The sequence below is a fragment of the Rhodococcus sp. LB1 genome (assembly GCF_001583455.1).
GTDB lineage: Bacteria > Actinomycetota > Actinomycetes > Mycobacteriales > Mycobacteriaceae > Rhodococcus_F > Rhodococcus_F opacus.
Map to the genome: position 1 here is coordinate 24617 of NZ_LTCZ01000171.1, position 21625 is coordinate 46241.

Consider the following 21625-nt stretch of genomic DNA (forward strand, 5'->3'; position numbering starts at 1 on the left):
CCCGTCGTCGGCGAAGTCACACGTTTCCGTCGGGCATGAAGGTGCCGTGCGCGGTTGTCAGAATCCGGCCGGACCGGGATGTGATGGACGCTGTGACGGTGGTGATGCGGCGCCCTTGGCGATCGATGACCGCCTGCAGCACGAGGTCCGGTTCGGCGAGAAGGCTGGCGGGGCGATGGTAGACAAGCGAGAGGTCAAGCAGCTCGTAGTGACCGGGCCGAGTCGAGGACAGCACACCGCACATCACGTGGTCGATGAGGGTGATGTGGAGACCACCATGGACGATTCCGAGGTGGTTGCAGACGCTGCTCGAAGGACGGATCGTGAGCGTGATCTTGTCGGCCTCGGCACGTGCGTCTCGGACGCCGATCGCCTCGTGCAGCCAATCAGGCCGGTATGCATGGTGTTGATCTGTTCCCGTGGGGGGCGTAGTCACGCCCACGGTGGGCACGGCGACGAATCTGCCCGTACATATGGCGAAGGCGCGACCATCGTGGTCCTTCAACGTTGATCTACTCAGTCCGGATCGGGTGACGGTGCCACTCGACTCACCGTGGCCGGTCGCGATCGAGCCCGCCGAAGGCAGACCGTCGAGCCGGTCGAGCCGGAGATTTGCAGTGCGCAGACCGTAGCCGTCGGGTAGATGACTGACGAGCGCCTGTGCCGCGGAGACATCCGCCAAAGCTCCCATCCAGCCGATCGTCCCCTCCTCCCCCGCCCGCAACGTCGGTACAGGCATCGTCGCGGTGGCCCAGCCCGAACCCCTTCGGACGACGCGACAGCCCGTCAGCGCTTCCGCCGGGTGGCGGGGCCCATGGGCGCCCGGTTCTTCGCCGCCCGGAGGGGCGAAAGAGGGCGTATCGGGGGTAGATCTCAATGGAGCATTCCTTACCTCGCGCGCAGGCTCCCGGGTCACGGTGATCGAAGTTGCGCTGAATATCGGGATCAAGCAGACGAAGACCATGCAGGGCCGGCATCATTAACGCCGGGCCCCACCGATGGACAGCTCGAAGGCCTCATTGCTTTGTGGCCGAACACAATTGACGACACCTCAGTGCCAGCCATCGTCCCTGTGGTTGGTCAGTTCGAGCCTTCGGTCAGGAATTACCAATGCCGGCCATCTCAGTCCGGCAGCGGACGATTGGCCGTTTCCGAGACAAAGTAGGAGACGATCAACGACGGCACCACCGTAAGGATCAGGTAGATGCCGGGAGCGAAGGGACTACCTGTTACTTCGATGAGGAAGGTCGAAACATAGGGAGCCGTACCACCGAAGAGGGCGACGAGCACCCCGAATGTGGCTGCGGAGCCGGTAAATCTGATATTCGTACTAAACCTCTCAAGGCCTGGGGTGAGGTTGTTCGCCTGGGCGGCGGCAGTGGGCAACACGAGCAGGATCAGGCCAACGATCGCGGTACCGAGATGTCCGCTATTGAGCAATACGAAGGCCGGGTAGGTGAGCACAATGAACCCGGCGGCTGTCAGTCGGAGCAACGCACGTCTCCCGATGAGATCGGAGAGCCTGCCAAAGGTTGGGACCGCGATCATCTGGATAGATCCTGCGATCGCAATGATCGCCAGGGAGGTTGCCACGGTGAAGCTCATCTCCTTCTTCAAGAAGGTGGGCATGAAGGTCATCAGCAGGTAGAAACTCACCATCGACGGCATGTAATAAGCTGCGGCAAAACCCATTTCCTTGAAGTTGGTTCGACCCCGGAGTGCTGCCACGAGGGGCGTACGAACCACGGCCGCGTCGCGCTTGACCGACTGGAAACTGGGCGTCTCGTCGACCTTCAATCGGATGTACAAGCCGACAACACCCATGGGACCGGCCAGGAGGAACGGGATCCGCCAACCCCATGCTTGCATCGCGTCGTCGGACAACAGGGCTGCGACCGCCGCGGCCACGAAAATTCCTGACACGAACGCCGCGGTTGTGGCGACCTGCAACAAACTGACGAGGAATCCTCTACGTCGATTCGGAGCGTGCTCGGCGACGAAGATGGCAGCACCTGTAATTTCTCCGCCGGCCGAGAGTCCCTGGACCAGACGCAAGATCACAAGCAGAATCGGCGCCGCCACTCCGATCGCGTGGTAGTCCGGTATCAAACCGATGAGGACGGTCGCAATCGAGATGAGGAGGATGATCGCCGACAACGTGCGCTTACGCCCGATGCGGTCCCCGACAGGCCCCCAAACGAACCCTCCGAGCGGTCGTGCCACGAAGGCCAGTGCGAACACCGCAAAGGCGCTCAGCAGTGCGACGACCGGATCCGCGTTGGGAAAGAACGCCTTCGCGATGATCGGTGCCATCGATCCGTAGATCGCGAAGTCGTAGTACTCAATGAAAGTGCCGGCCGTGGCCGAACCGATCACCCGCCGCAGCGAGCTTCCATCTTGCTTGGAAGCGTCTGGCGCGGGCGGTGATTGAACGCTGATTTCCGAGGTAGTGTCCACAGCAATCCTTATTTCGTTCGTGCCGACGAGCGGCGGGAATGACTCTCTAGACACCGAGGCTGTCGGGCCCGGAAATACCTTGGGGAAGGCATGGGGATATGGAAAACGTGCGCGCGATCTGTCCATATGGTGCAGATCACTGTATCTTAGTACGCACTATAGAACAATAGGTTGAAGGCTGTTCAACTCGCGGACGACGACGACAACTTCCGCTTCCGCACCGTCTCCCATGGGACGGAACGTCGGTACGGTTGTTGTTCTGAACGGAATCGACATCGACGTCGGACACCACCTCTACCCTGCTGCAACCCGGTGAAGTTGCGGGCGATCCCCACATAACATGCGTCTGGGAAGCAACCGGAGCAATACGACCTGCTGCGCCGCAACCTCGCCAGCCCCCTCGCGGATATCCGCGGCGCCGCCGACCGCACCATGCGATCGCCGCCGTTCGTAGCGGACTGGCGAACGACGAAGACACCCCGCCCATCGAAGGAGGGATCCAGGCCGAAGCCGCCGGATCACCCCTCATCCTGTGGTGCTACGCACCACGGCGTTACGGCGCTTCAACGCTGGTACGTCAAGTTAGCCTTCCCACGGCGGACGACCTCGTCCTTCGACCCAGACCCTAACCTGACGGCACCGCCACACCGTCGAACGCGGATTCAACCGGCTCAAGCACTGGCGCGGTGTCGCGAACCCGATACGACAAGTAGGCCACCCCCTACCTCGGGGTGTGCTCCTCGTCTCCACAATCAGACCCACCGACTACGCAAATCGGCAGACAGAACTAATCGCGTACTGATGAATTCCCGCTGGGTTTCGTTGGTACCAGCCGTAGATGGGCGGAGCCCGGTGATTGACGGCGGATCTGTTTCATTTTGTATCCGCGGGTGTACGACACAATCCCGAGGCCCAGTTGGGATTGACGTAATAGATGACCGGAATGACCAGAATTATCTTGGAACTTGGGAACGTTCCGGTCAGGGCCGCAGCAGCTCGGCCCAGTACGCGCGCGGGCACGAGCAGGGCGTCGCGGTACGCGAGCAGCCCGGCCGCGTCCTGCCGACCGGTCCAACCTTCGCACAGCTCGGACGGCAGCCAGGGATCCTGCGAGACCATGTCCTGCAGAACCCCATCGACCTGCAACAGCAACCGGACCGCATCGGGGCCGGACTCTGGCTCGGGGGCGGCGGCAAACCGATCCATCGCCGCCCGGTAGTCCCTGCTCACGGAGTCGAGGTCCCAGGCGCGGGCGACGAGCTCCGCGTCAGACAACCCGATCCCGCTCGCTTTACCGACGAACGAGACGGCTGCCTTATCGAGTTCGAACCGCAAGAGGGCGGCGGCGATCCGACCGCGCCTGTCGAGGTGGGCCGCAATCCACATCCCGGGCACCGGCGTCCCGCACCCGGCCCAGCTCAACGCCCGATACACCTTCTGCCGGATCACCCTGCGCTCATGGGGAACCGAAACGACCAGGACGAGCCAGTACCCGCTCCACGGTCCCGGTTCCTCCCGAGCTGCCGGGCCCGCGCGTTACCGTCGACCACGAGGTCCTTTCCTGCCGCAGTGAGCGACCATCAGGTGCTTCGCCCGTCCTTCTCGCCGGTGAGCATCCCCGTCCGCGCGCACCGGGACACCGCCTGTCGCGGCGCGTAAGTACCGACACCGGCCTCCGCGAGGACCGTTAGAAGCGCCGTGGTCGGTACCGGCTCGTCCGTCGGATACGCGAGGTCACCGAGGACGCGGATCGCGCGCTACCATGCTGCGTCCCTGCCGTTTCGGCAGCCGCAGCCGCTGAGGGGCGATCGGCCAGCATCCGCACATTCTGGCAGAGTCGAGGCGACACCTGCGCCATCTGCCCCCGGTAACCCTCGAACGTTCGATCGGCGCCATCGAACAGAGCTTGGCGTCGATGCCGCCGGAACTGGGTCACATTGCGCAGCTGCCTCCTTGCAACTCCGCCGCGGCACCCGACTCAAGCCACGCCGAAATCGATTCCGTATCAATGTCCCAATCGATGAGAGCCGATACGGTGTGCTCACCCGGAATCGGCGGACGCCGGTCTACTTCAGCCTTGGAACGACTGAAACGCGGAGCTGGGGCCGGTTGAACAAGCCCATCTATCTCGACAAATGATCCGCGTGCTGCGTTATGAGGGTGAGCCGGCGCTTCGGATATGTCCAGCACAGGTGTCACACACGAGCTCAGACCTTCCGCGGCAGTCATCCACTCGTCTCGGGTACGCGCCCGAATCGCTTCAGCAAAGATGCGCTTCATCCGCGGCCATTCGGTCTGGTCGTGCTGATCAGGTAAGTCGTCTGGAAGATTGAGCAACTTCACCAGGTCCGTGTAGAAGCGCGGTTCCAATCCGCCGATTGCAAGCCACTTCGCGTCAGCTGTCTCGTATACGTCGTAGAAAGGTGCCCCGCTGTCGACGAGGTTCGTGCCCCGCTCGCTGTGCCACACGCCTGTCTGCCCGAACCCCACGAATGCAGTAGCGAGCAGAGCCGCTCCTTCCACCATGGAGGCGTCAATTACCTGGCCGATTCCGGACCGCTCCCGTTCTAGGAGCGCGGCGAGTATCCCCAGCGCCAAGACCATTCCGCCTCCACCGAAATCGCCGACGAGGCTGAGGGGCGGCGTCGGCGACTGGTCTCTCCGCCCGATCATCGAGAGCACACCGCTCAGCGCGACATAATTGATGTCGTGACCAGCCGTCTGAGCCAACGGTCCGTCCTGGCCGAAACCTGTCACTCGGCCGTACACGAGACGTGCATTTCGGGTAGCGCACTCGACAGGACCGAGACCAAGACGCTCCATCACTCCCGGGCGGAATCCCTCCAACAGTACGTCGGCCTTCTCGACCAACGACATTATGATCGCCACCCCATCCGTCGTTTTCAGATCTACTGCAATGGATCGCCGACCGCGGTGAAGTAATTCCGCGCGGAAGTCGTCATTCGGACCGATCAACTCCGCGGCACCGATTCGGTCCACGCGGATTACATCTGCCCCCAGGTCGGCGAGGAGCATCGCGCAGAAGGGCCCTGGGCCGATGGACCCGATCTCGACGACCTTCACCCCCGCGAGCGGCCCTGTAAACGATCGTTCTTGACGTCTCTGCGTCATGCGTAACCTCCGATGGATTCCCGGGCGGACCGATGGTCTGTCTAGCGCTCGCCATGCCCGCCGGTTCGTTGCTCTCGCGCGGGCAAAGGGTATTGACAGGCCACCCGCGATGCTTAATATTAGACCAAAATCACGTTTTGAACATCATTCATGTCCTATATTTGGTTCGTTACACCCTCACCTCTCAGGACGAAGGACGCGATCGGCGCCATGACCCACACCCGCTTCCCGCTCTCAGTCGAGAATCGCTATGGTCCCGAGGCCCCGACGCAGTTCCGCGCCGCGTGGTATTGGGCCGACGGCGCGCTGTGCGAGTGGCTCGATCGATGGGCACGTGAGAATCCCGACCACCGCGCGGTGACCGACGGCGTCCAATCTGCTACCGCGGTCCCGGCGCAGTCCTCGGCTACTGGAACGACCCGAACAAGACCCGGGCTGCGATCGACGACGAGGGCTGGCACCACTGCGGAGACCTCGGCAGGCTCGACTCCGACGGTTGCCTCCGTGTCACCGGACGCCTCAAGGACATCATCATCCGGGGCGGGCAGAACCTCAGTGCCCGCGAGATCGAGGAGCACCTGATCATGCACCCCGACGTCCGTGACGCCGCGGTCGTCGCGTATCCCGACGCGCGTCTCGGCGAGAAAGTGTGCGCTTACCTCGTCACGGAGCCGGGGGCATCGCTCACGGTCGAGACGATCAAGGACTACCTCGTTAGGCAGCGGGACATCGCGATCCAGAAGGCCCCGGAGCGGGTGGTCGTCGTCGACAAGTTCCCTACGACCGCCAGCGGAAAGATCCAGAAGTTCCTCCTGAGGCAGCAGGCTGCGTTGGTCTCCGGATGATCCGCCGCCGCGCTATGCGCACCTCATCACCGAAGACGAGCACAATTTAAGGACAAAGAATGGAATTCGCACTCTCAGAGGACCAGCAAGCACTGGCAAACGCTGCTCGGGAGTTCTCCCGCGTGGAGTTGGCACCGCACTACCGACGCCGGGAACAGGAGGGCCTCCTCGACCGGGACGTCCTGCGCCGCATGGGCGAACTCGGGTTCTTCGGCATCGAACTGCCCGAGGCGTATGGCGGACTGGGCCAAGATGCCGTGACGGCGGGACTCGTCCTCGAGGCCCTGTGCGGCGACGACATGAACTTCGGCTACGTATCCGTCACCGTGTCCCTGCTCGGCCAAATCCTGCAGAACTACGGCAAGCCGGAGGTGGTACGCCCCTGGATCGAGGGCATGCTGGCGGGCCTTGTCCTGCCGGCCATCGCGCTCACCGAGCCGCGGGGCGGGTCGGACGCCGCGCACCTCGTGTTCAGCGCCCGCCGGGACGGCGACCACTACGTCCTCAACGGGGAGAAGACGTCGATCAGTCTCGCGACGCAGGCCGACTTCTGTGTCCTGTTCGCGCGCACCGGCTCTGCCGAATCCGGCGCACGGGGCGTCAGCGCGTTCCTGGTTCCCCTCGACGACCCGAACATCAAGAAGACGGGATTCGAGGACCACGGCACAATCAGCGTCGGACGAGGATCACTGTTCTTCGACGATGTCAGGATCCCCGCAGACCACCTCCTAGGGGAACAGGACCAGGGCTTCATCCAGGTCATGCAGGGATTCGACTACAGCCGCGCACTGCTCGGCATCCTGTGTCTGGCCGTCGCCCGGCGCTCGCTCGACGAGGCATGGGAACACACCCGAACGCGGGAGGCCTTCGGCAAACCGCTCGCCGCATACCAGGGCGTATCCTTCCCGCTCGCGGAGGCCGAGACGCACATCCTCGGAGCTCGGCTGGTGTGCCTATACACGCTGTGGCTCAAGGACCAGGATAGATCGCACACCGCTGAGGCCGCGATGTGCAAATGGTGGGGCCCCAAGCTCGCCTACGACATCGTCAACACGTGTCTGCTGACCCACGGTCACGGTGGGTACTCCAAGGAACTCCCGCTCGAGCAGCGGATGCGTGACCTCCTGGGTCTCCAGATCGGAGACGGCACCGCCCAGATCATGAAACTCGTCATCGCCCGCTCACACGCCGGCCGTGACGTCGTCGCCTAACTTCCCTGACCACTCTCGCGAAGGATCCCCCAATGACCACCACCGAATCCCGCCTCTCCACCGAGTCCTGCTCCGTCGAGATCATCGACGGCATCGGCCATGTCACACTGAACCAACCCGACCGCGGCAATCCGTTCGACCTCCGCTTCAACACCGAAATCAGCCTTGTCGCCACCGAGATGGACGAAAACCCCGACGTCCGGTGCGTCCTGCTCGACGCGGCCGGCAAGTACTTCAGCGTCGGCGCCGATCTCAAGACGATGACCCGGGACCGGGATGAACTGCCCCGCTTCATCAAGAACGCCACGGCGGGCTTGCACATGGCCCTGTCCCGCTTCGCTCGGATGGATGCGCCGTTGGTCGTCGCGGTCCACGCCCTCGCGGTCGGCGGATCGGTGGCATTGTCGGCAGCCTCCGACTTCTGCATCGCCGCGCGATCGGCTAAGTTCTACGCCGCCTACACCGGCATCGGACTCGTCCCGGACGGCGGCGGTACCACGTTCGTCCCGCAGCGAGTCGGACTGCGCCGCGCCACGGAGTTTTTCATGAGAAACGAAACCTGGACCGCCAACCAGGCCTGTCAATACGGCCTGATCAATTACGTCGTCGACGACGACAAGCTGACGGACGAGGCTTGGACGCTGGCCCGCGAACTGGCGGCCGGCCCGACCCTCGCCTTCGGGGAGATCAAGAACCTCTTCCGGTCCGCATGGGAACAGCCGATCGAGGCGCAGATGGAGCGGGAGGCCCGCGCGATGTCCCGCGTGACGAAATCCGAGGACGGGTGGAACGCCGTTCAGTCGGTCCTGGCCAAGCACAAGCCCACCTTCCGCGGGCGCTGACCATCCGTACCCGGCACTGTCCGGCGTCGTCGTCGAAAGGTAACACAGCATGCGAGTCCTTGACCTGTTGACTCATGCGGCGCAGGGCAATCCGTCCGGTCCCGCGACGATCTTCCGGGATCGATCACGTACCTGGAACGAGGTCCACGATCGGGTGGGACGGTTGGCGGGTGCGCTCCGGGCATTGGGAGTGAATGCAGGTGATCGAGTCGCCGTCCTCGGACTGAACTCCGATCGGTTCCTCGAGATCCATTTCGCGGTTCCTTGGGCGGGCGCGGTTCTGGCACCACTGAACATTCGCTGGGCTGCTCCGGAAAACCTGTTCGCACTGAACGATTTCCGGGCCAAAGTTCTACTGGTAGACGACGAGTTCCTGGACCAGGCAACCGAACTGCACCGCAACTGCCCTGACCTGACGACCCTGATCTACATCGGGGAACAGGTTGCGGCGCCCGTGGGTACGCTCCACTACGAGGAGTTGATCACGGCGCAGGAGTTCGTCGAGCCCTTCGACGGTGATCCCGACGATCCGTATATCGTCTTCTACACCTCGGGGACCACGGGTCAGTCCAAGGGTGTGGTCCTGACCCACCGCAATGCTGTCACCACGGCCCGGGCCTTCTGCGAGACGATGCCGCTGGACCGGCGCTCCGTCCACCTCCACGTGATGGGCATGTTCCACGTCGGAGGTTCACAGCCGATCTGGTACATCACCATGGTCGGCGGCACCCACGTCGTGCACGCGAAGTACGTGCCAGCCGACGTAGTGGAGGCCGTCGAACGCCATCGGATCACGAACATGGTGCTGGTGCCGACGATGATCAGCGCGCTGTTGGACGAGCCGGGGGTGGACGACCGAGACCTGATCTCGGTGCGCACCTGCGTGTACGGAGGCTCACCGATGCCTCGACAGATTCTCGACCGGGCCCTGAAAATGTTGCCGAGCTGGGGATTTCACCAAATTTACGGCATGACGGAATCGAGCGGTTACGGGGTCGCGCTGCGGTGGGAGGACCACCTGATCGCGCTGTCCGACTACCCGGACCGCCTCCGGGCCGCGGGCAGGTCTATCCCGGGGACCCGTGTCGCGGTACTGGACCCCGACGACAAAGAGGTCGCGCCCGGCACCGTCGGACAGATAGCGCTCTGCGGAGACAACATCATGGCGGGATACTTCGGCAACCCTGCGGCGACCGCCGAGACCCTGGCGAACGGATGGCTGCATACCGGCGACGCCGGCTTCATGGACACCGAAGGGTTCGTCTACGTGTCGGACCGGGTCAAGGACGTGATCATCACCGGTGGTGAGAACGTGTTCTCGGTAGATGTCGAAAGGGCCCTCTACGCCCATCCCGCGGTGCGGGAGTGCGCTGTCATCGGCATCCCTGATCCCAAGTGGGTCGAGGCGGTCCACGCGGTCATTGTTCTCCGGGCCGGTGAATACACCTCGGAAGAGGAGATGATCGCGCACTGCCGCAACCTGATCGGTGGTTACAAGTGTCCGCGCAGCATTGAGTTTGTCGAGGGACCTCTGCCGACGACCCCGTCGGGCAAGATCCGCAAGAACGTGCTGCGTGAACCGTGGTGGAAAAAATTACAAGGGATGATCTGAGACCATCGTCGGCCGCATACGGGCCCCGGCTCATGTCGGTAACCGACATATCCTCGGCAGCCCTGGACATCCGGCCCATCTTGCGGATCCGGCGTCGCTGCGAGCGATCTTCTCGATGGCTTCCCGATGCACCACGGCTAATACGTAGTCGGGGCCCAACCCGCGGAAGGAGAACCGAATCTGGGGGAACCCGCCGAGGCGTATCGGCTGCGTGGCGCAGACATCCCGGTGCATGACGGAAGAAGAAGAATTGACGACGGACATCCACGCGTCCATGGTCGTCGATGTGTAGTCCTACCACCTCTCCGGCCCTGGTAGCCGGACCATCGAACCCTGAGGAAGTCACCGATATGACCACAAGTAGTGGTGCACAGGCGACGGCGATCGCCGAGGCAGAATTCACGAACGCCCGAAAGGCCATAGTCGCTGCAAGTTTCGGCACGTATGTCGAGTACTACGACTTCGTGGTGTACGGGTACGTAGCCGCTTACATTGCGGCAGCATACTTTCCCTCCGAAGATCCTTTCGTCGGGTTGTTGCTCACCTTCGGTGCGTTCGCAGCGAGCTATGTGGCACGGCCGTTGGGCGCGGTGATCTTCGCCCCCTTGGGCGACAAGTACGGTCGGAAACGCATTCTGGCCGTCGTAATCCTTCTGATGACGATGGCGACGGCAGCCATTGGTCTGCTACCAACCTACGCGCAGATCGGTATGACGGCGCCGGTGCTCCTGACGCTCCTCCGGGTGCTGCAGGGTATCTCGGCTGGCGGTGAGTATGGCGGTGCGATCTCGCTCATCGGCGAGTTCGCACCGCCTCGCAAGCGTGGCTTCTACATCGGATTCATCGCACTGACCACCGGATTGGCGTTGTTGTCGGGATCCGCGTTCGCGCTGATGCTGACGAGGGCACTATCCGAGTCGTCGATGCAGTCCTGGGGTTGGCGGATCCCGCTGCTCCTGTCGCTCCCCCTGGGTTTGATCGGTCTCCACATCCGGTTCAAGCTCGAGGAGACTCCTCATTTCACGGCGCTGGCGAGGAAGGAGATGGTGGACGCCTCTCCGCTCGTCACCACCCTCAAGCGTGATCGCCGGACGGTTCTCGTAGCAGTGGGGATCGCCGCGGCGAATGCCTGCCTGCTAAGCGTGTACTTCGTCTACATGCCCTCGGCGTTGAAGCAGTTCTCGCACTTCGCTCCCGCCAATGCACAGCTCGTGATCTTCGCCGGACTGGTCGCATACTGCATTAGCGTTCTCCCGTTCGCAAAGCTGGCCGATCGTGTCGGCAGGCGGCCGGTCCTACTCGCTTCTTCGATCGCGCTGGCTGTGCTCGTCTACCCATCGTTCGTGTTGTTGTCCCGGGGCGTGTTGCTCGCGGCGGTGATCGCGATGGTCGTTATAGCTCCGGCCATTGCGGCAAACGTCGCAGCGACTCTTCCAATGCTGACCGAGATGTTCAGCACGGCTAACCGGTACACCGGGCTTTCGTTGGGTTGGCAAGTCGCAACGACGATCTTCTCGGGGCCGACTCCGCTCGTTCTGGCTGCCTTGGCAGGTACTGGTGGGGCCACCCAACCGGCGCTGTACGTCATCGCGGTACTGATCGTCTCCATCGTCGCCGGGTTCGCCACCAAGGAGACATTCAACCGGCCACTACGGTAAGCCGGGACCACCCTTCCGGATACTCAAGCAACAGGAGTTGTGTGTTGCGTGCGATTCGGTGGCGAACCTCTTCGTCCCGCCCATGGTTCCGGCGGGGATCTGGCGCACTTACCCTGAAGATGCTGCACGTATCTTCGGTGTGTGCTGACTGCGGTGGGTGAGGATCATAGGCGTGCGATTTCGAGAGTGTGAGGTTGCTGCCGGCCCCATTGGTCGGTGTCGTCGCATGGGACCGTCGACACCGACGGAGAACCCGCACTGCGATCCTTCGCTGCAGGTCTGCGCAGGGGACCCCGCCGCCGCAGTCACCACAGTTCCGAACCCGTCGAAGGCCACATCAACCGGCATCAATTGCTCAAACGCCAGATCAGCGGACGCGCCTCGACCTGCGCTGTAAACGCGTGATTGAAGCCGTATAGCCACGCTCCACAACAGAATCACGGAGAGAACATCAGATCCAACTTCACTAAGCCTCCTCCCGGGCCGCGCGTCTTCACCGCCGGGACGACTGGACTGTCCAAGTGTGCTGATCACACGAACGTGCCAGCCACGGATTTCCGCGCCCGCATCGACGTCGTCTTCGCCATCGCTTCCTCCTTCCTACCCCGCCAAATGGCGACACCAGAGTATTGACAGATCCTCCGCAGGATCTATTATTAGACCAAAATCACGTTGCGAACACCTTCACTGTCTGATATCCACTCGGAGCAACATGCCGATCTCTGATGACAAGGACGCGGCTGCCCATGACCCGACACCCTCACTCGTTGCACCACAATGGCCCATTCCGTTAGGAGCAGTTGTAGCGGGCACCGATGAAACGCTGCGCAAATAGCCAGACCGATGGGTTCAGAAGCGTTAACCCTTCCGTCAAGTAGGGGAAGAACCACCCACAGCCGGAAACGTACGAACCCATCCGTGCGCCGGGAAGTTTCACTGTCGGTCGGGCTGGTGCTGTCGGTGGAGTACCCACAGCGAGCATTTCGGCTTCCGCCGCTAGTCCGCACTGGCGTATGCATCCGCTAGGAGATGTTCCCTGGAGAGCCTAATCACGATCACCAATATCTCGTCGTGCGGCAGCCGTGTCGCCGTGTCGCCCACTGCTTGACCGTCCGTAACGAGGAGGCTCTGAAATGACAGCGGAATCCATGGACGCGAGGCCGATCGACCCAGTCTCGCGGGACGCCGATTTAGAACTGCGCCTCCGGGCCAGGAGGGCCGCCATCGCCGGCGGTGTTGGAACGCTGATCGAGTACTACGACTTCAGCCTCTACGGATACCTGGCTATTGTGATGGCGCCGTTGTTCTTTCATTCGGACAGTGCGGCGACCTCGTTGCTGTCCGCGCTTGCCGTCTTCGGGACCGCCTATCTCATGCGACCACTCGGCGGACTCGCTTTTGGCTACATCGGCGACAGGTTCGGTCGGCGCCGCGCGCTGCTCGGAACCTTGATGTGCATGGGTGTCGGCAGCGTCGCGATGGGGCTGCTGCCGACGTACGAGCAGGCAGGGGTTTGGGCGGTGATCCTTCTCGTCATCATCCGCCTACTCCAGGGCTTCTCCGCGGGTGGTGAGGTCGGCGGATCAGCGACCTTCATCTCGGAGTCGGCGCCGAAGCACCTCAAGGCCACCTACGCTGCCTTCACACCTCTGGGCTCGACGTTTGGTTTCGGTCTCGCCGCGGCGGCCGCAGGTGCGGTGTCTCTGATCACCACGGATGCGCAGATGAACTCGTGGGGATGGCGGCTCCCGTTCCTGCTGGCCCTGCCTCTGATGGTGGTGTGCCTGTGGGCGCGGCGGCGAGTGGACGAGACCTACCTCCCCGATGAAACGGAGGTGCGCGAGAGGCCGTTGCTGACACTGTTCCGCACGCACAGCCGGGCCGTGGCTCAGGCCGTCGGGTTATCGCTGGCGATTAACGGAACTGCTTACATCTGCCTGACCTATATGAGTATCCACCTGACCAAGACGCTTGGTTACGACCGCACCGCCGTGTACTGGATCTCCTTCGGCGTACTGGTTATCAGTGCCCTCGGGATGCTCGTCGGTGGACGCCTCGCGGACCGTTTCGGGCGAGTACGAATCACCGCTGTCAGTCTTGTATTTATCTCAGTCGTCTCGTATCCCGCAATGGCAGGTATGGATCTGAACCTACGGACTGCCGCCATCCTCTATCTGTTGATGATGCTCAGCACCGTGGGTATCCAAGTGGGTGTGTTGACGTTGATGCCGTTGCTGTTCGATCAGAATGTTCGCTTCACCGGCGTGGCCACGTCTTACAACATCGGCGTGATAATCGCCGGAGGGAGCGCGCCGCTGATCGCGGTATCGCTGGTGGAGTGGACCGGCGATAATCGGGCGCCGGCCTACTTCGTGATGGCCGTAGCAGCGATCGGCTTACTGTCCCTTCTCTCCATCACCAGAAAATCCGCTGTCAGCGCCAGACATTCGGCGACCTGAGGAACGTACAAGTGGGCCGACAACGGACAGGAGCTTCAGCTATGCCGCTAGAGCGCTTGATAAGCGTTCCATCACACTCTCCTCGCGGACAGAGAGGTAAATGATATGTCATTGACAACGGCTGGCGACGATCACGGGATCATCGAGGCCCGATATGGCTCCGAAGCAGCGATGCGCTTCCGAAATCAGGGATTGTGGGTCGATGACTCGTTGAGCTCGTGGGTTGATCACTGGGCCCGCGACCGGCCGGGCTCACGGGCTGTCTCCGACGGTGTCCGTGAGTTGACTTTCGCTCAGCTGAGCGACCAATCTGCACGGCTGGCCATCCGACTGCTCGAACTCGGTATCCGCATCGGCGACCGAGTCGCCATACAGCTGCCCAACTGGGTGGAGTTTGTCGTGTCTTACGCAGCGATCAACCGTGTCGGCGCAATTCTCGTTCCAATAATGCCGGTCTATCGCCACACCGAAGTGTTACATATCCTGCAATCAGCAAAACCGAAGGTGGTGTTTACCACAGGAAACTTCCGCGAGTTCAATCATGCGGCAATGTTCCGCGAACTGCGTCGCGAAGCATCCAGCGTGTCCCGGTTGATAGTCGCACGGTCGGAAGTTGTCGACTCGTCCTTCGAAGAAAGGATCGACGACACGGTCGCAGAGGGACAATCCGCAACAGCTTTGGCAGCACGATTGGGGCCATATCCGAATGCCGACCAAGGCCACGCGATCATCTACAGTTCGGGCACCGAATCAACAGCCAAAGGGTGCTTACATACCTGGAACACGGCCGCGTTCACTGCGCGATTCCTCGCTCGTGACGTCTTCCGGCTCACCACCGCTGACACGATGTTCATGCCCTCGCCCCTCACGCACACAACGGGCATCGAGATTGGAATCTTGGCTCCCCTTATTGCAGGTGCCCAGATCCACCTTCTCGACGCCTGGGATCCTGAAATGGGACTTGCCAGAATCGAGCAGTTCGAGTGCACTGCCACCGCGACAGCGACACCTTTCGTGCGAATGGTCCTCGACGCAGCCACTTCCCGTCGGCATGACCTGTCGAAGATGCGGGTCTGGCTGTGCGCCGGTGCCCCGATTCCAACCACTCTTGCGCTGGAGTTTAAGGAGGTCTTCACTCGGGGCACACTGCTGCCGTTGTACGGGTGTACCGAGGTCGGTGTGACGACGGTGTGCCACCCAGACGATGACCTCGAGACCATCTCAACCACGGATGGAACGGTTTTGGCGCCGGGCGTCGAAATCAAACTCATCGATCACCTCGGTGAGCGCGTCCTCCCGGGCCAAGAGGGAGAAATCTGCTACCGAGGGCCAGGAGCGATGTTGAGTTACTGGCGTGATCCCGACAAGACCCGATCCGCGATAGACGACGAAGGCTGGCACCACTGCGGGGATCTCGGACGGGTGGACTCAGACGGCTACCTGCGAGTCACCGGTCGACTAAAGGACATAATCATTCGGGGAGGCCAGAACCTCAGTGCCCGAGAGATCGAAGAGCACCTTCTCACGCATCCCGCAGTCAAGGACGCCGCGGTAGTCCCCTACCCCGACGAGCGCCTCGGGGAGAAAGTGTGCGCGTTCATAACCGTTCAGGTTGGGACACAGCTGTCCGTCTCGGACGTACGTTCGTTCCTATTGAATGATCGAAAGGTCGCCATACAAAAGGTCCCGGAGAGGGTACTTACGCTCGACGAATTACCTCGAACTGCCAGCGGCAAGGTCCAAAAATTCATGCTGCGCAAACAAGCTTCTTTCGTTGCCCAACAAGGATTGGCCAAGCATTAGCGGGACTTGCCCATTCGTCGTTGATCGGTGACGTCTACCAGAAGTAATCGCTGACGAAACCGAACGATAGAAGGGAAGAACGATAAGATGATGCCCGACATCATGCAGAAGCACTACCGGCATGAGGTAGTACCCACCAAAGACGCGGCCACGGTCATGCTGGTACGCGACCGCAACCCGGGTGTTGAAGTGTTCTTGCAGCGACGGGTGAAAGACATGCCCTTCGCCGGAGGAGCAACAGTGTTTCCGGGCGGCGGAGTCGACTCTACCGACGCAGATGCCCAGGTCACCTGGGCCGGCCCGTCAGACACATGGTGGGCAGATCGGCTCCGAACGGAGCCGACGACGGCCAGAGCGCTCGTGTTGGCGGCCGTCCGCGAGACCTTCGAGGAATGCGGTGTCCTGCTCGCCGGCTCGACTCCGGACACCGTTGTCGACGACACTTCTCGATTCGCACACATTCGAAAGGCGCTCGAAAGTAGGCAAATGACCTTCGGGGACTTCCTCGAACGTGAGGACCTCGTCGTCCGAACGGATCTCCTGCGACCCTGGTCACACTGGATCACCCCGATCGGAGAGCAGCGCCGGTACGACACCCGATTCTTCATCGCGGTGGCACCGGAAGGACAAGTTGCAGACGGAGCCACCACCGAGGCAGCGGCGGTGGTCTGGCAGACGCCGGCCGATGCCATCAATCAATGGCGCACAGGTGGAAGCATGCTGATGCCGCCGACCTGGAGTCAGCTCACCACACTAAGCGAGTATCGTTCGGTCGCCGAGATTCTCGAAGTCACGCCAGAACTTCCGGCGATCCTGCCTCAGATCATCATGGACGGCGCACGGATGCGTGTCGGGTTTCCTGGACAGGAAGGCTACTACAGAAGCGGCGGGCCGCTACCGTGGTAGACGACCCCACGCCCGATCGTCTTAACAAAGTGCGCCAGATCCAATTTCGGCGGGCACCGTTGGGGACGTGAGGTCTTAACTTATCCGGTCGAGGAGAAGATCTGCGCTCTATGAGGCTCACGACCCGCCCTCGAATTCGAGCTTAGCGTCGGAGCACTTCGTCCCAATACGCACGCGCAGGCACGAGCAACACGTCGCGAAACGACAGCAGTCGTGTTGCGTCTTGTCGCCCAGTCCAACCGGGACACAGCTCAGAGGGAAGACAGGGATCCTGGGAAACGAGCCTCTGCAGGACCTCGTCGACGTGTAAGAGCAAGCGGAGGGCGTGAGGCCCGGACGTCGGCTCGAGTGCGGCATCGAACTGGCTGACCGCCGCACTGTAGCTCCTACTTACCGCGTCCAGATCCCAAGCTTGGCTCACAAGCTGTGTCTCAGATAGTCCGATCCCGCTCGCCTCGCCGATGAACGACACCGCTGTCTGATCGAGCCCAAACCGTTCAAGCGCGACAGAGATTCGCTCGCGTCTGTCTGGATGAGCTGAAATCCATATTCCTGGCACCGGGCTACCACAACCCTCCCAGCTCAAAGTCCTGTACAGCTTCTGCCGGATCACCCTGCGTTCATGAGGCACCGAAACGGCCAACGTGAGCCAGCGACCGTCCCACGGTCCCGGTTGCGCACCGAGCTGCCGGGCTCGGGCGTTGCCGTCAACGACGAGGTCCTGACCCGCATCAGTCAACAACCACCGGGTGCTCCGTCCGTCCTTCTCTCCCGTAATCGCGCCCATCCGCGCGCACCGTGAGATAGCTTGACGAGCTGCGTGCGTACCGAAGCCCGCATCTGAAAGAACCGTCAGCAACGCCATAGTCGGCACTGGCGTACTGGTCGGATGTACGAGGTCACCGAGGATGCGCAGCAGGACGATCCGCGCACTTCCCTGCTGCATCTCTACCGTTTCGGGGACTGCAGACACAGATGGATCAGAAGCGCACACCCCGCAGATTATGGCAGAAGACGCCCCTGCCCGACGATTGGTACGCCGACCGACGGATCCTCCATCGCCACATTCACCGGCCTGGGCACGCATCCAGTTGTCCCGAGTGACACGAAATCTCGAAAATGACACGCGAGCGACATGAAATCTGGAAAGTGACACCGCTTCTTTTCATGGTTGAAATCTGTCTCACCGGCCACGTCAGCCGCGCCCTATACTCGGGCCACACAGACCAGTCCGAATGGGACGCCCGCGTCGCCGCCTGCGACGGACTCGCCACCTTCCTCGTCGACAAGACTCGCGAATGCACCCAACTGTCCCATCGACTCGACCCCGTGCGACCGCAATCGCCGGGTTGCACCACGGCAATACACTGACACGCCAAGAACTCGACCACCGCGGTCAACTCGTCGCCCTCGGTACTCACCGCGGCCACGCCTGACGGCGAGTCCACCCAGTCGGGTAGACGACGTCTCACGAGCCAGTCGGTGCAGGCGATCCGACCGCCGGCGCGATCCCATCGCTGACCAGCCTCGGCGCCAGAACACGGCTTCGCGGAACCTACAATCACGAGGACCTACGACACGGATTTCTGCCGGCTTCATGTCACTCATGGTTTGTGCGCACTCGGCAGCGATAATTTCAGTTACCTCAACGTCGCCGCGAAACCCCACGTCACAACCTTTTTGCTATGCAGAGTGTCGGTTTGCGGCGGGAGCCTCGGTCACGATGCTGGCGGACAACATTGAATAGCGTCGGGGCACTCTGGCGGTGGATCGGTCTCTGTTGGCGGCGAAACCGTGAGGCAGAACCAGCCCGCCGCAACTTCGGAACAAAAAGACGGAACAAAGGTGAATTGCAGCGGGTCGCCCGGCAAGCAACTTGTAGTGCAGTCGGAGTGGCCATCGCCGAAACGCCTCGAAGCATGGGATCGGACTCCGGCGTGGTGCACACATTCGGCAACCGCTGGCCACCGATCTCAGCATCCACCCTGAGATCTTCATGGTCGAGGACCGCACAAGTGATAGCGGGGCTGGTGGAGTCCGCGTCGAGAATCGGATGCGTTCCGCCGCTTATCGCGATCCCCACACCGTGTGGTCCCGTGCCAGCATGCAGGACGTCGACCATGCGCTGAGAATGATGCTGTCGGCCGTGATTGCGATCACAGCGCCCACCAAGGTAGGCCACGACGCTCGCGACAGCACACGACACCGAGGACCATGGCGCAGACCGCGGTGATCACTGCGCGCCCCCTCGCACGGCCGCGGCCTTGGCCTTGGCCGGCTCACGGGTGACCGCGATCAGGGCGCAGGTCGCCGCGCTCGCGACCACGAGGATCAGCAGCAGGGGCAACGAGAACGTGGTTGCGGTCACCGCCCCGACTGTCGTGGCCATGAAGGCGAGCACGGCGAGCACCCAGAGGACGCGGGCCGCCGCGGTGTGATGTGTGAGCTGGGCGGCCGAGCCGCCGACGACCAACAGGGCGCCGATCCAGAGGGTCCAGGTGGTCATGGGGTGGTGCGGGGTCCTTCCGGTGTTCGGCGGGCGTGACGTGTCGACTGACAGGGTGTCATGCCGTCGGTGGTCGAGCAGTCCGGGCGGCCTCGCGGGTCGATGATCGCGCCGCACCCTCGGCGCCGCGAACCGGGAAGGTCGCCGGAGCTGGGCAGATGGGCGCACAATCGGCTCTATGCGGCTGATCGCGCCGATGCTGGCCACACCGGGTGACCCACCGGAAAACACCGGCGACTGGGCGGCGGAAATGAAATACGACGGCTTCCGCCTACTGGCTGCGGTCGGCGACGGCGAACCACCGGTGCTGTGGACCCGCAACCTCAACGCCGTCACCTCCTCATACCCGGAGGTGGCCACGGCACTGTCCGAGACGTTCGACCGGCGTGGCCGCCTCGTCTTCGACGGTGAGAGCGTGGCCCTCGCCCAGGGGCGACCGTCGTTCACGCGCCTGCAGAAGCGGGCGAACACCCTGCGCCCGACCACGGCCCTGCGCCGGCAGGTACCGGTCACGTACCTGCCGTTCGACGTCCTCGCTGCCCACGGCGGTGATCTGACGGCGGCCCCGTATCGGGAGCGCCGGGCCGCCCTCACCGACCTCGGCCACGAGCTGCACGGCGCCGGCCTGCCCATCCAGATCTTGCCGCACTGGGTATCCGTGGATGCCGCGGTCATTCTGGAGGCTGCCGACAAGCTGGCCAGCTACATCCGTCGCGTATCGCGACCTGCTCGGCTCCGTCGAGCATCGACGATCCAAGTACCTGAACAATCGAGCCGAGAACTCGCATCAGCCGACCCGGCAGCGCGAGCGGGCGATGAAACGCTTCGAATCGATGCGGCACGTGCAGCGATTTCTGTCGGCGTTCTCGTCGATCTCACCACACTTCCGGCCACACCGACACCGATTGTCGGCGGGCGAGTATCGGCAGGTGATGGCCGACCGGTTCACCATCTGGTGTGAGATCACCGACACCGCGGTCGCCGCCTGAACCACTCACAGCAACATCCGACTCGGACAATGCCGCACCCGAATCCGATGCCCTGCAGAACCTCTCAGTTAACGTGACAATGCCGTTGAGAGCTCGAGAACCTCATCGACCGCGGAGGTCGGGATGCGGAAGTCTTCGTCCTCCGACGCGCAGGAGACAGTCGCGTACGTAGGCGAGCATGGCGAGTTCACGCTCGAGGTCTGCTGCGGTTCGATCTCCCACGGCCTCGTCCTGCCCGGAGGGGGCGGTAATCAGAGCGCGCCGCTCGACACACGAGAGGCACCGTCAGTGCGGCGCAGCATCTTGGTCACGGGGAGAGATTTGGCGGTCAAGCAGCTCCGTCAACTCCCCAATGGTGATCTCCACGGTGCCGAACATGGGATCACCCTCCATGGCGACGCGGGCGACAGCCCGGCCGAGACGTTCTGTGAGGTCGGCGTGCAGCGGATCCGTCATGACTCGTAAGTCTGCTGCAAACCCGCACCACCTTGCTCATCCGTGCGCCCACATGTCCCGCATAGGTGATACGTACTCGGCGGTTCTCATCGGGGGTATGCGCTCGCTAAACTGCGTATCTCTTCTTGGGCACAATTCGATTCAGGAATCACCCGCCACAAACGTTCGATGAACCGGCGCCTTGTCATTCCGAACTGGACAAGGACCTCCTCCTCGGTAGCGCCCCCATATGGTGCCCACATGCAAGCGAACTCGATCAGGCGCTCGGCTTCGTAGTCAGGATGTTTGCGTTTGCGGTTGGATTCAGCCCAAGCGGCGCGTGGCCTCTGGCGCCACTGGCGATACTCGTCAGGGTTCATGACATTCCCACTGAAACAACGGATTCGACGGACTTCTCTATCGTGGACATCGCCGATCGAGAACAATCAGCGCCATGCTGGTAGGCGCGCTGACATACACGAAACTTGCAGCAACTCCGACATGGCCCGCGATCGCGGAATACACCAGCGAGCCGACGCCAATGCCGGCATCCAGGCCAATATTCCACGCAGCACTCACGCGCGCAGTACGTGCGGGTCCGACAATTACGCACCCCTCCACCAAGGCGTCGTTGATGACCGAGCCGAAGGCAACGCCGAATGCTAGGGCATGTCTCCCAATAATTTAAGCCATTCGACGATGCCGGCGAGCAGGAATCCGGCCCGGTAGGTCAGGGCAAGCTTGTCATATCGGGTTGCCACCGCTCGCCA

General features: G+C 62.3%; 15 protein-coding genes and 3 pseudogenes. 10 read left to right on the forward strand and 8 right to left on the reverse strand.

Going from position 1 to position 21625, the window contains the following annotated elements; genetic code table 11:
- Positions 1 to 16 precede the first annotated feature (16 nt).
- The 5 genes and pseudogenes from AZG88_RS23175 to AZG88_RS23190 all read right to left on the reverse strand — a co-directional run bounded on the left by AZG88_RS23175 (position 17) and on the right by AZG88_RS23190 (position 5589).
- Positions 17 to 739: a PaaI family thioesterase gene (locus AZG88_RS23175; RefSeq protein ID WP_231914148.1), complete on the reverse strand. Its 723-nt coding sequence runs from the start codon at positions 737 to 739 to the stop codon at positions 17 to 19.
- Between the two features lie 383 nt (positions 740 to 1122).
- The gene (locus AZG88_RS23180) at positions 1123 to 2457 is read right to left on the reverse strand and encodes an MFS transporter (protein WP_061699333.1); all 1335 of its coding nucleotides are present in this window, start codon (positions 2455 to 2457) and stop codon (positions 1123 to 1125) included.
- Positions 2458 to 3330: 873 nt separating this feature from the next.
- A pseudogene (locus AZG88_RS23185) lies at positions 3331 to 3951 on the reverse strand (hypothetical protein); the annotation flags it as partial.
- Positions 3952 to 4037: 86 nt separating this feature from the next.
- The gene (locus tag AZG88_RS55670) at positions 4038 to 4208 is read right to left on the reverse strand and encodes a hypothetical protein (RefSeq protein WP_082833445.1); all 171 of its coding nucleotides are present in this window, start codon (positions 4206 to 4208) and stop codon (positions 4038 to 4040) included.
- 181 nt (positions 4209 to 4389) lie between these two features.
- Positions 4390 to 5589: a CaiB/BaiF CoA transferase family protein gene (locus tag AZG88_RS23190; protein ID WP_061699335.1), complete on the reverse strand. Its 1200-nt coding sequence runs from the start codon at positions 5587 to 5589 to the stop codon at positions 4390 to 4392.
- 566 nt (positions 5590 to 6155) lie between these two features.
- Between AZG88_RS23190 and AZG88_RS55335 the strand changes: the two genes are divergently transcribed.
- The 8 genes from AZG88_RS55335 (at position 6156) to AZG88_RS23230 (ending at position 16925) form a co-directional block, all read left to right on the forward strand.
- Positions 6156 to 6434, forward strand: a complete 279-nt coding sequence (locus AZG88_RS55335) for an AMP-binding enzyme (protein WP_331712294.1) — start codon at positions 6156 to 6158, stop codon at positions 6432 to 6434.
- A gap of 59 nt (positions 6435 to 6493) precedes the next feature.
- Positions 6494 to 7645: an acyl-CoA dehydrogenase family protein gene (locus AZG88_RS23200; RefSeq protein WP_061699337.1), complete on the forward strand. Its 1152-nt coding sequence runs from the start codon at positions 6494 to 6496 to the stop codon at positions 7643 to 7645.
- Between the two features lie 32 nt (positions 7646 to 7677).
- On the forward strand, positions 7678 to 8487 hold the full coding sequence (locus AZG88_RS23205; protein ID WP_061699338.1) for an enoyl-CoA hydratase/isomerase family protein: 810 nt from the start codon (positions 7678 to 7680) through the stop codon (positions 8485 to 8487).
- A gap of 49 nt (positions 8488 to 8536) precedes the next feature.
- Positions 8537 to 10099: a long-chain-fatty-acid--CoA ligase gene (locus AZG88_RS23210; protein WP_061699339.1), complete on the forward strand. Its 1563-nt coding sequence runs from the start codon at positions 8537 to 8539 to the stop codon at positions 10097 to 10099.
- Between the two features lie 350 nt (positions 10100 to 10449).
- The gene (locus tag AZG88_RS23215) at positions 10450 to 11757 is read left to right on the forward strand and encodes an MFS transporter (protein ID WP_061699340.1); all 1308 of its coding nucleotides are present in this window, start codon (positions 10450 to 10452) and stop codon (positions 11755 to 11757) included.
- 1133 nt (positions 11758 to 12890) lie between these two features.
- Positions 12891 to 14216, forward strand: coding sequence for an MFS transporter (locus AZG88_RS23220; RefSeq protein WP_231914149.1), 1326 nt, complete (start codon positions 12891 to 12893; stop codon positions 14214 to 14216).
- A 105-nt stretch (positions 14217 to 14321) separates the two neighbouring features.
- Entirely contained in the window at positions 14322 to 16019 is a 1698-nt protein-coding gene (locus AZG88_RS23225; protein ID WP_061699341.1) for an AMP-binding protein, read from the forward strand.
- Positions 16020 to 16106: 87 nt separating this feature from the next.
- Positions 16107 to 16925 carry an NUDIX hydrolase gene (locus AZG88_RS23230; protein WP_231914150.1) on the forward strand — a complete coding sequence of 273 codons (819 nt, stop codon included), beginning with the start codon at positions 16107 to 16109 and terminating at the stop codon, positions 16923 to 16925.
- Positions 16926 to 17067: 142 nt separating this feature from the next.
- Here the strand turns inward: AZG88_RS23230 and AZG88_RS55675 are convergent, their stop codons facing one another.
- Both AZG88_RS55675 and AZG88_RS23245 read right to left on the reverse strand, forming a co-directional pair.
- The gene (locus AZG88_RS55675; RefSeq protein WP_082833443.1) at positions 17068 to 18012 is read right to left on the reverse strand and encodes a PaaX family transcriptional regulator C-terminal domain-containing protein; all 945 of its coding nucleotides are present in this window, start codon (positions 18010 to 18012) and stop codon (positions 17068 to 17070) included.
- 1146 nt (positions 18013 to 19158) lie between these two features.
- Positions 19159 to 19431 carry a hypothetical protein gene (locus AZG88_RS23245; RefSeq protein WP_061699344.1) on the reverse strand — a complete coding sequence of 91 codons (273 nt, stop codon included), beginning with the start codon at positions 19429 to 19431 and terminating at the stop codon, positions 19159 to 19161.
- A 250-nt stretch (positions 19432 to 19681) separates the two neighbouring features.
- Here AZG88_RS23245 and AZG88_RS54025 point away from each other — a divergent pair.
- Positions 19682 to 19972 (forward strand): annotated as a pseudogene (locus AZG88_RS54025) (ATP-dependent DNA ligase); the annotation flags it as partial.
- A 196-nt stretch (positions 19973 to 20168) separates the two neighbouring features.
- Positions 20169 to 20420: pseudogene (locus AZG88_RS52805) on the forward strand (DDE-type integrase/transposase/recombinase); the annotation flags it as partial.
- A 285-nt stretch (positions 20421 to 20705) separates the two neighbouring features.
- On the opposite strand, the gene AZG88_RS52810 reads toward AZG88_RS52805, so the two are convergent.
- Positions 20706 to 20876 carry a hypothetical protein gene (locus AZG88_RS52810; protein WP_169695495.1) on the reverse strand — a complete coding sequence of 57 codons (171 nt, stop codon included), beginning with the start codon at positions 20874 to 20876 and terminating at the stop codon, positions 20706 to 20708.
- Between the last annotated feature and the right edge of the window lie 749 nt (positions 20877 to 21625).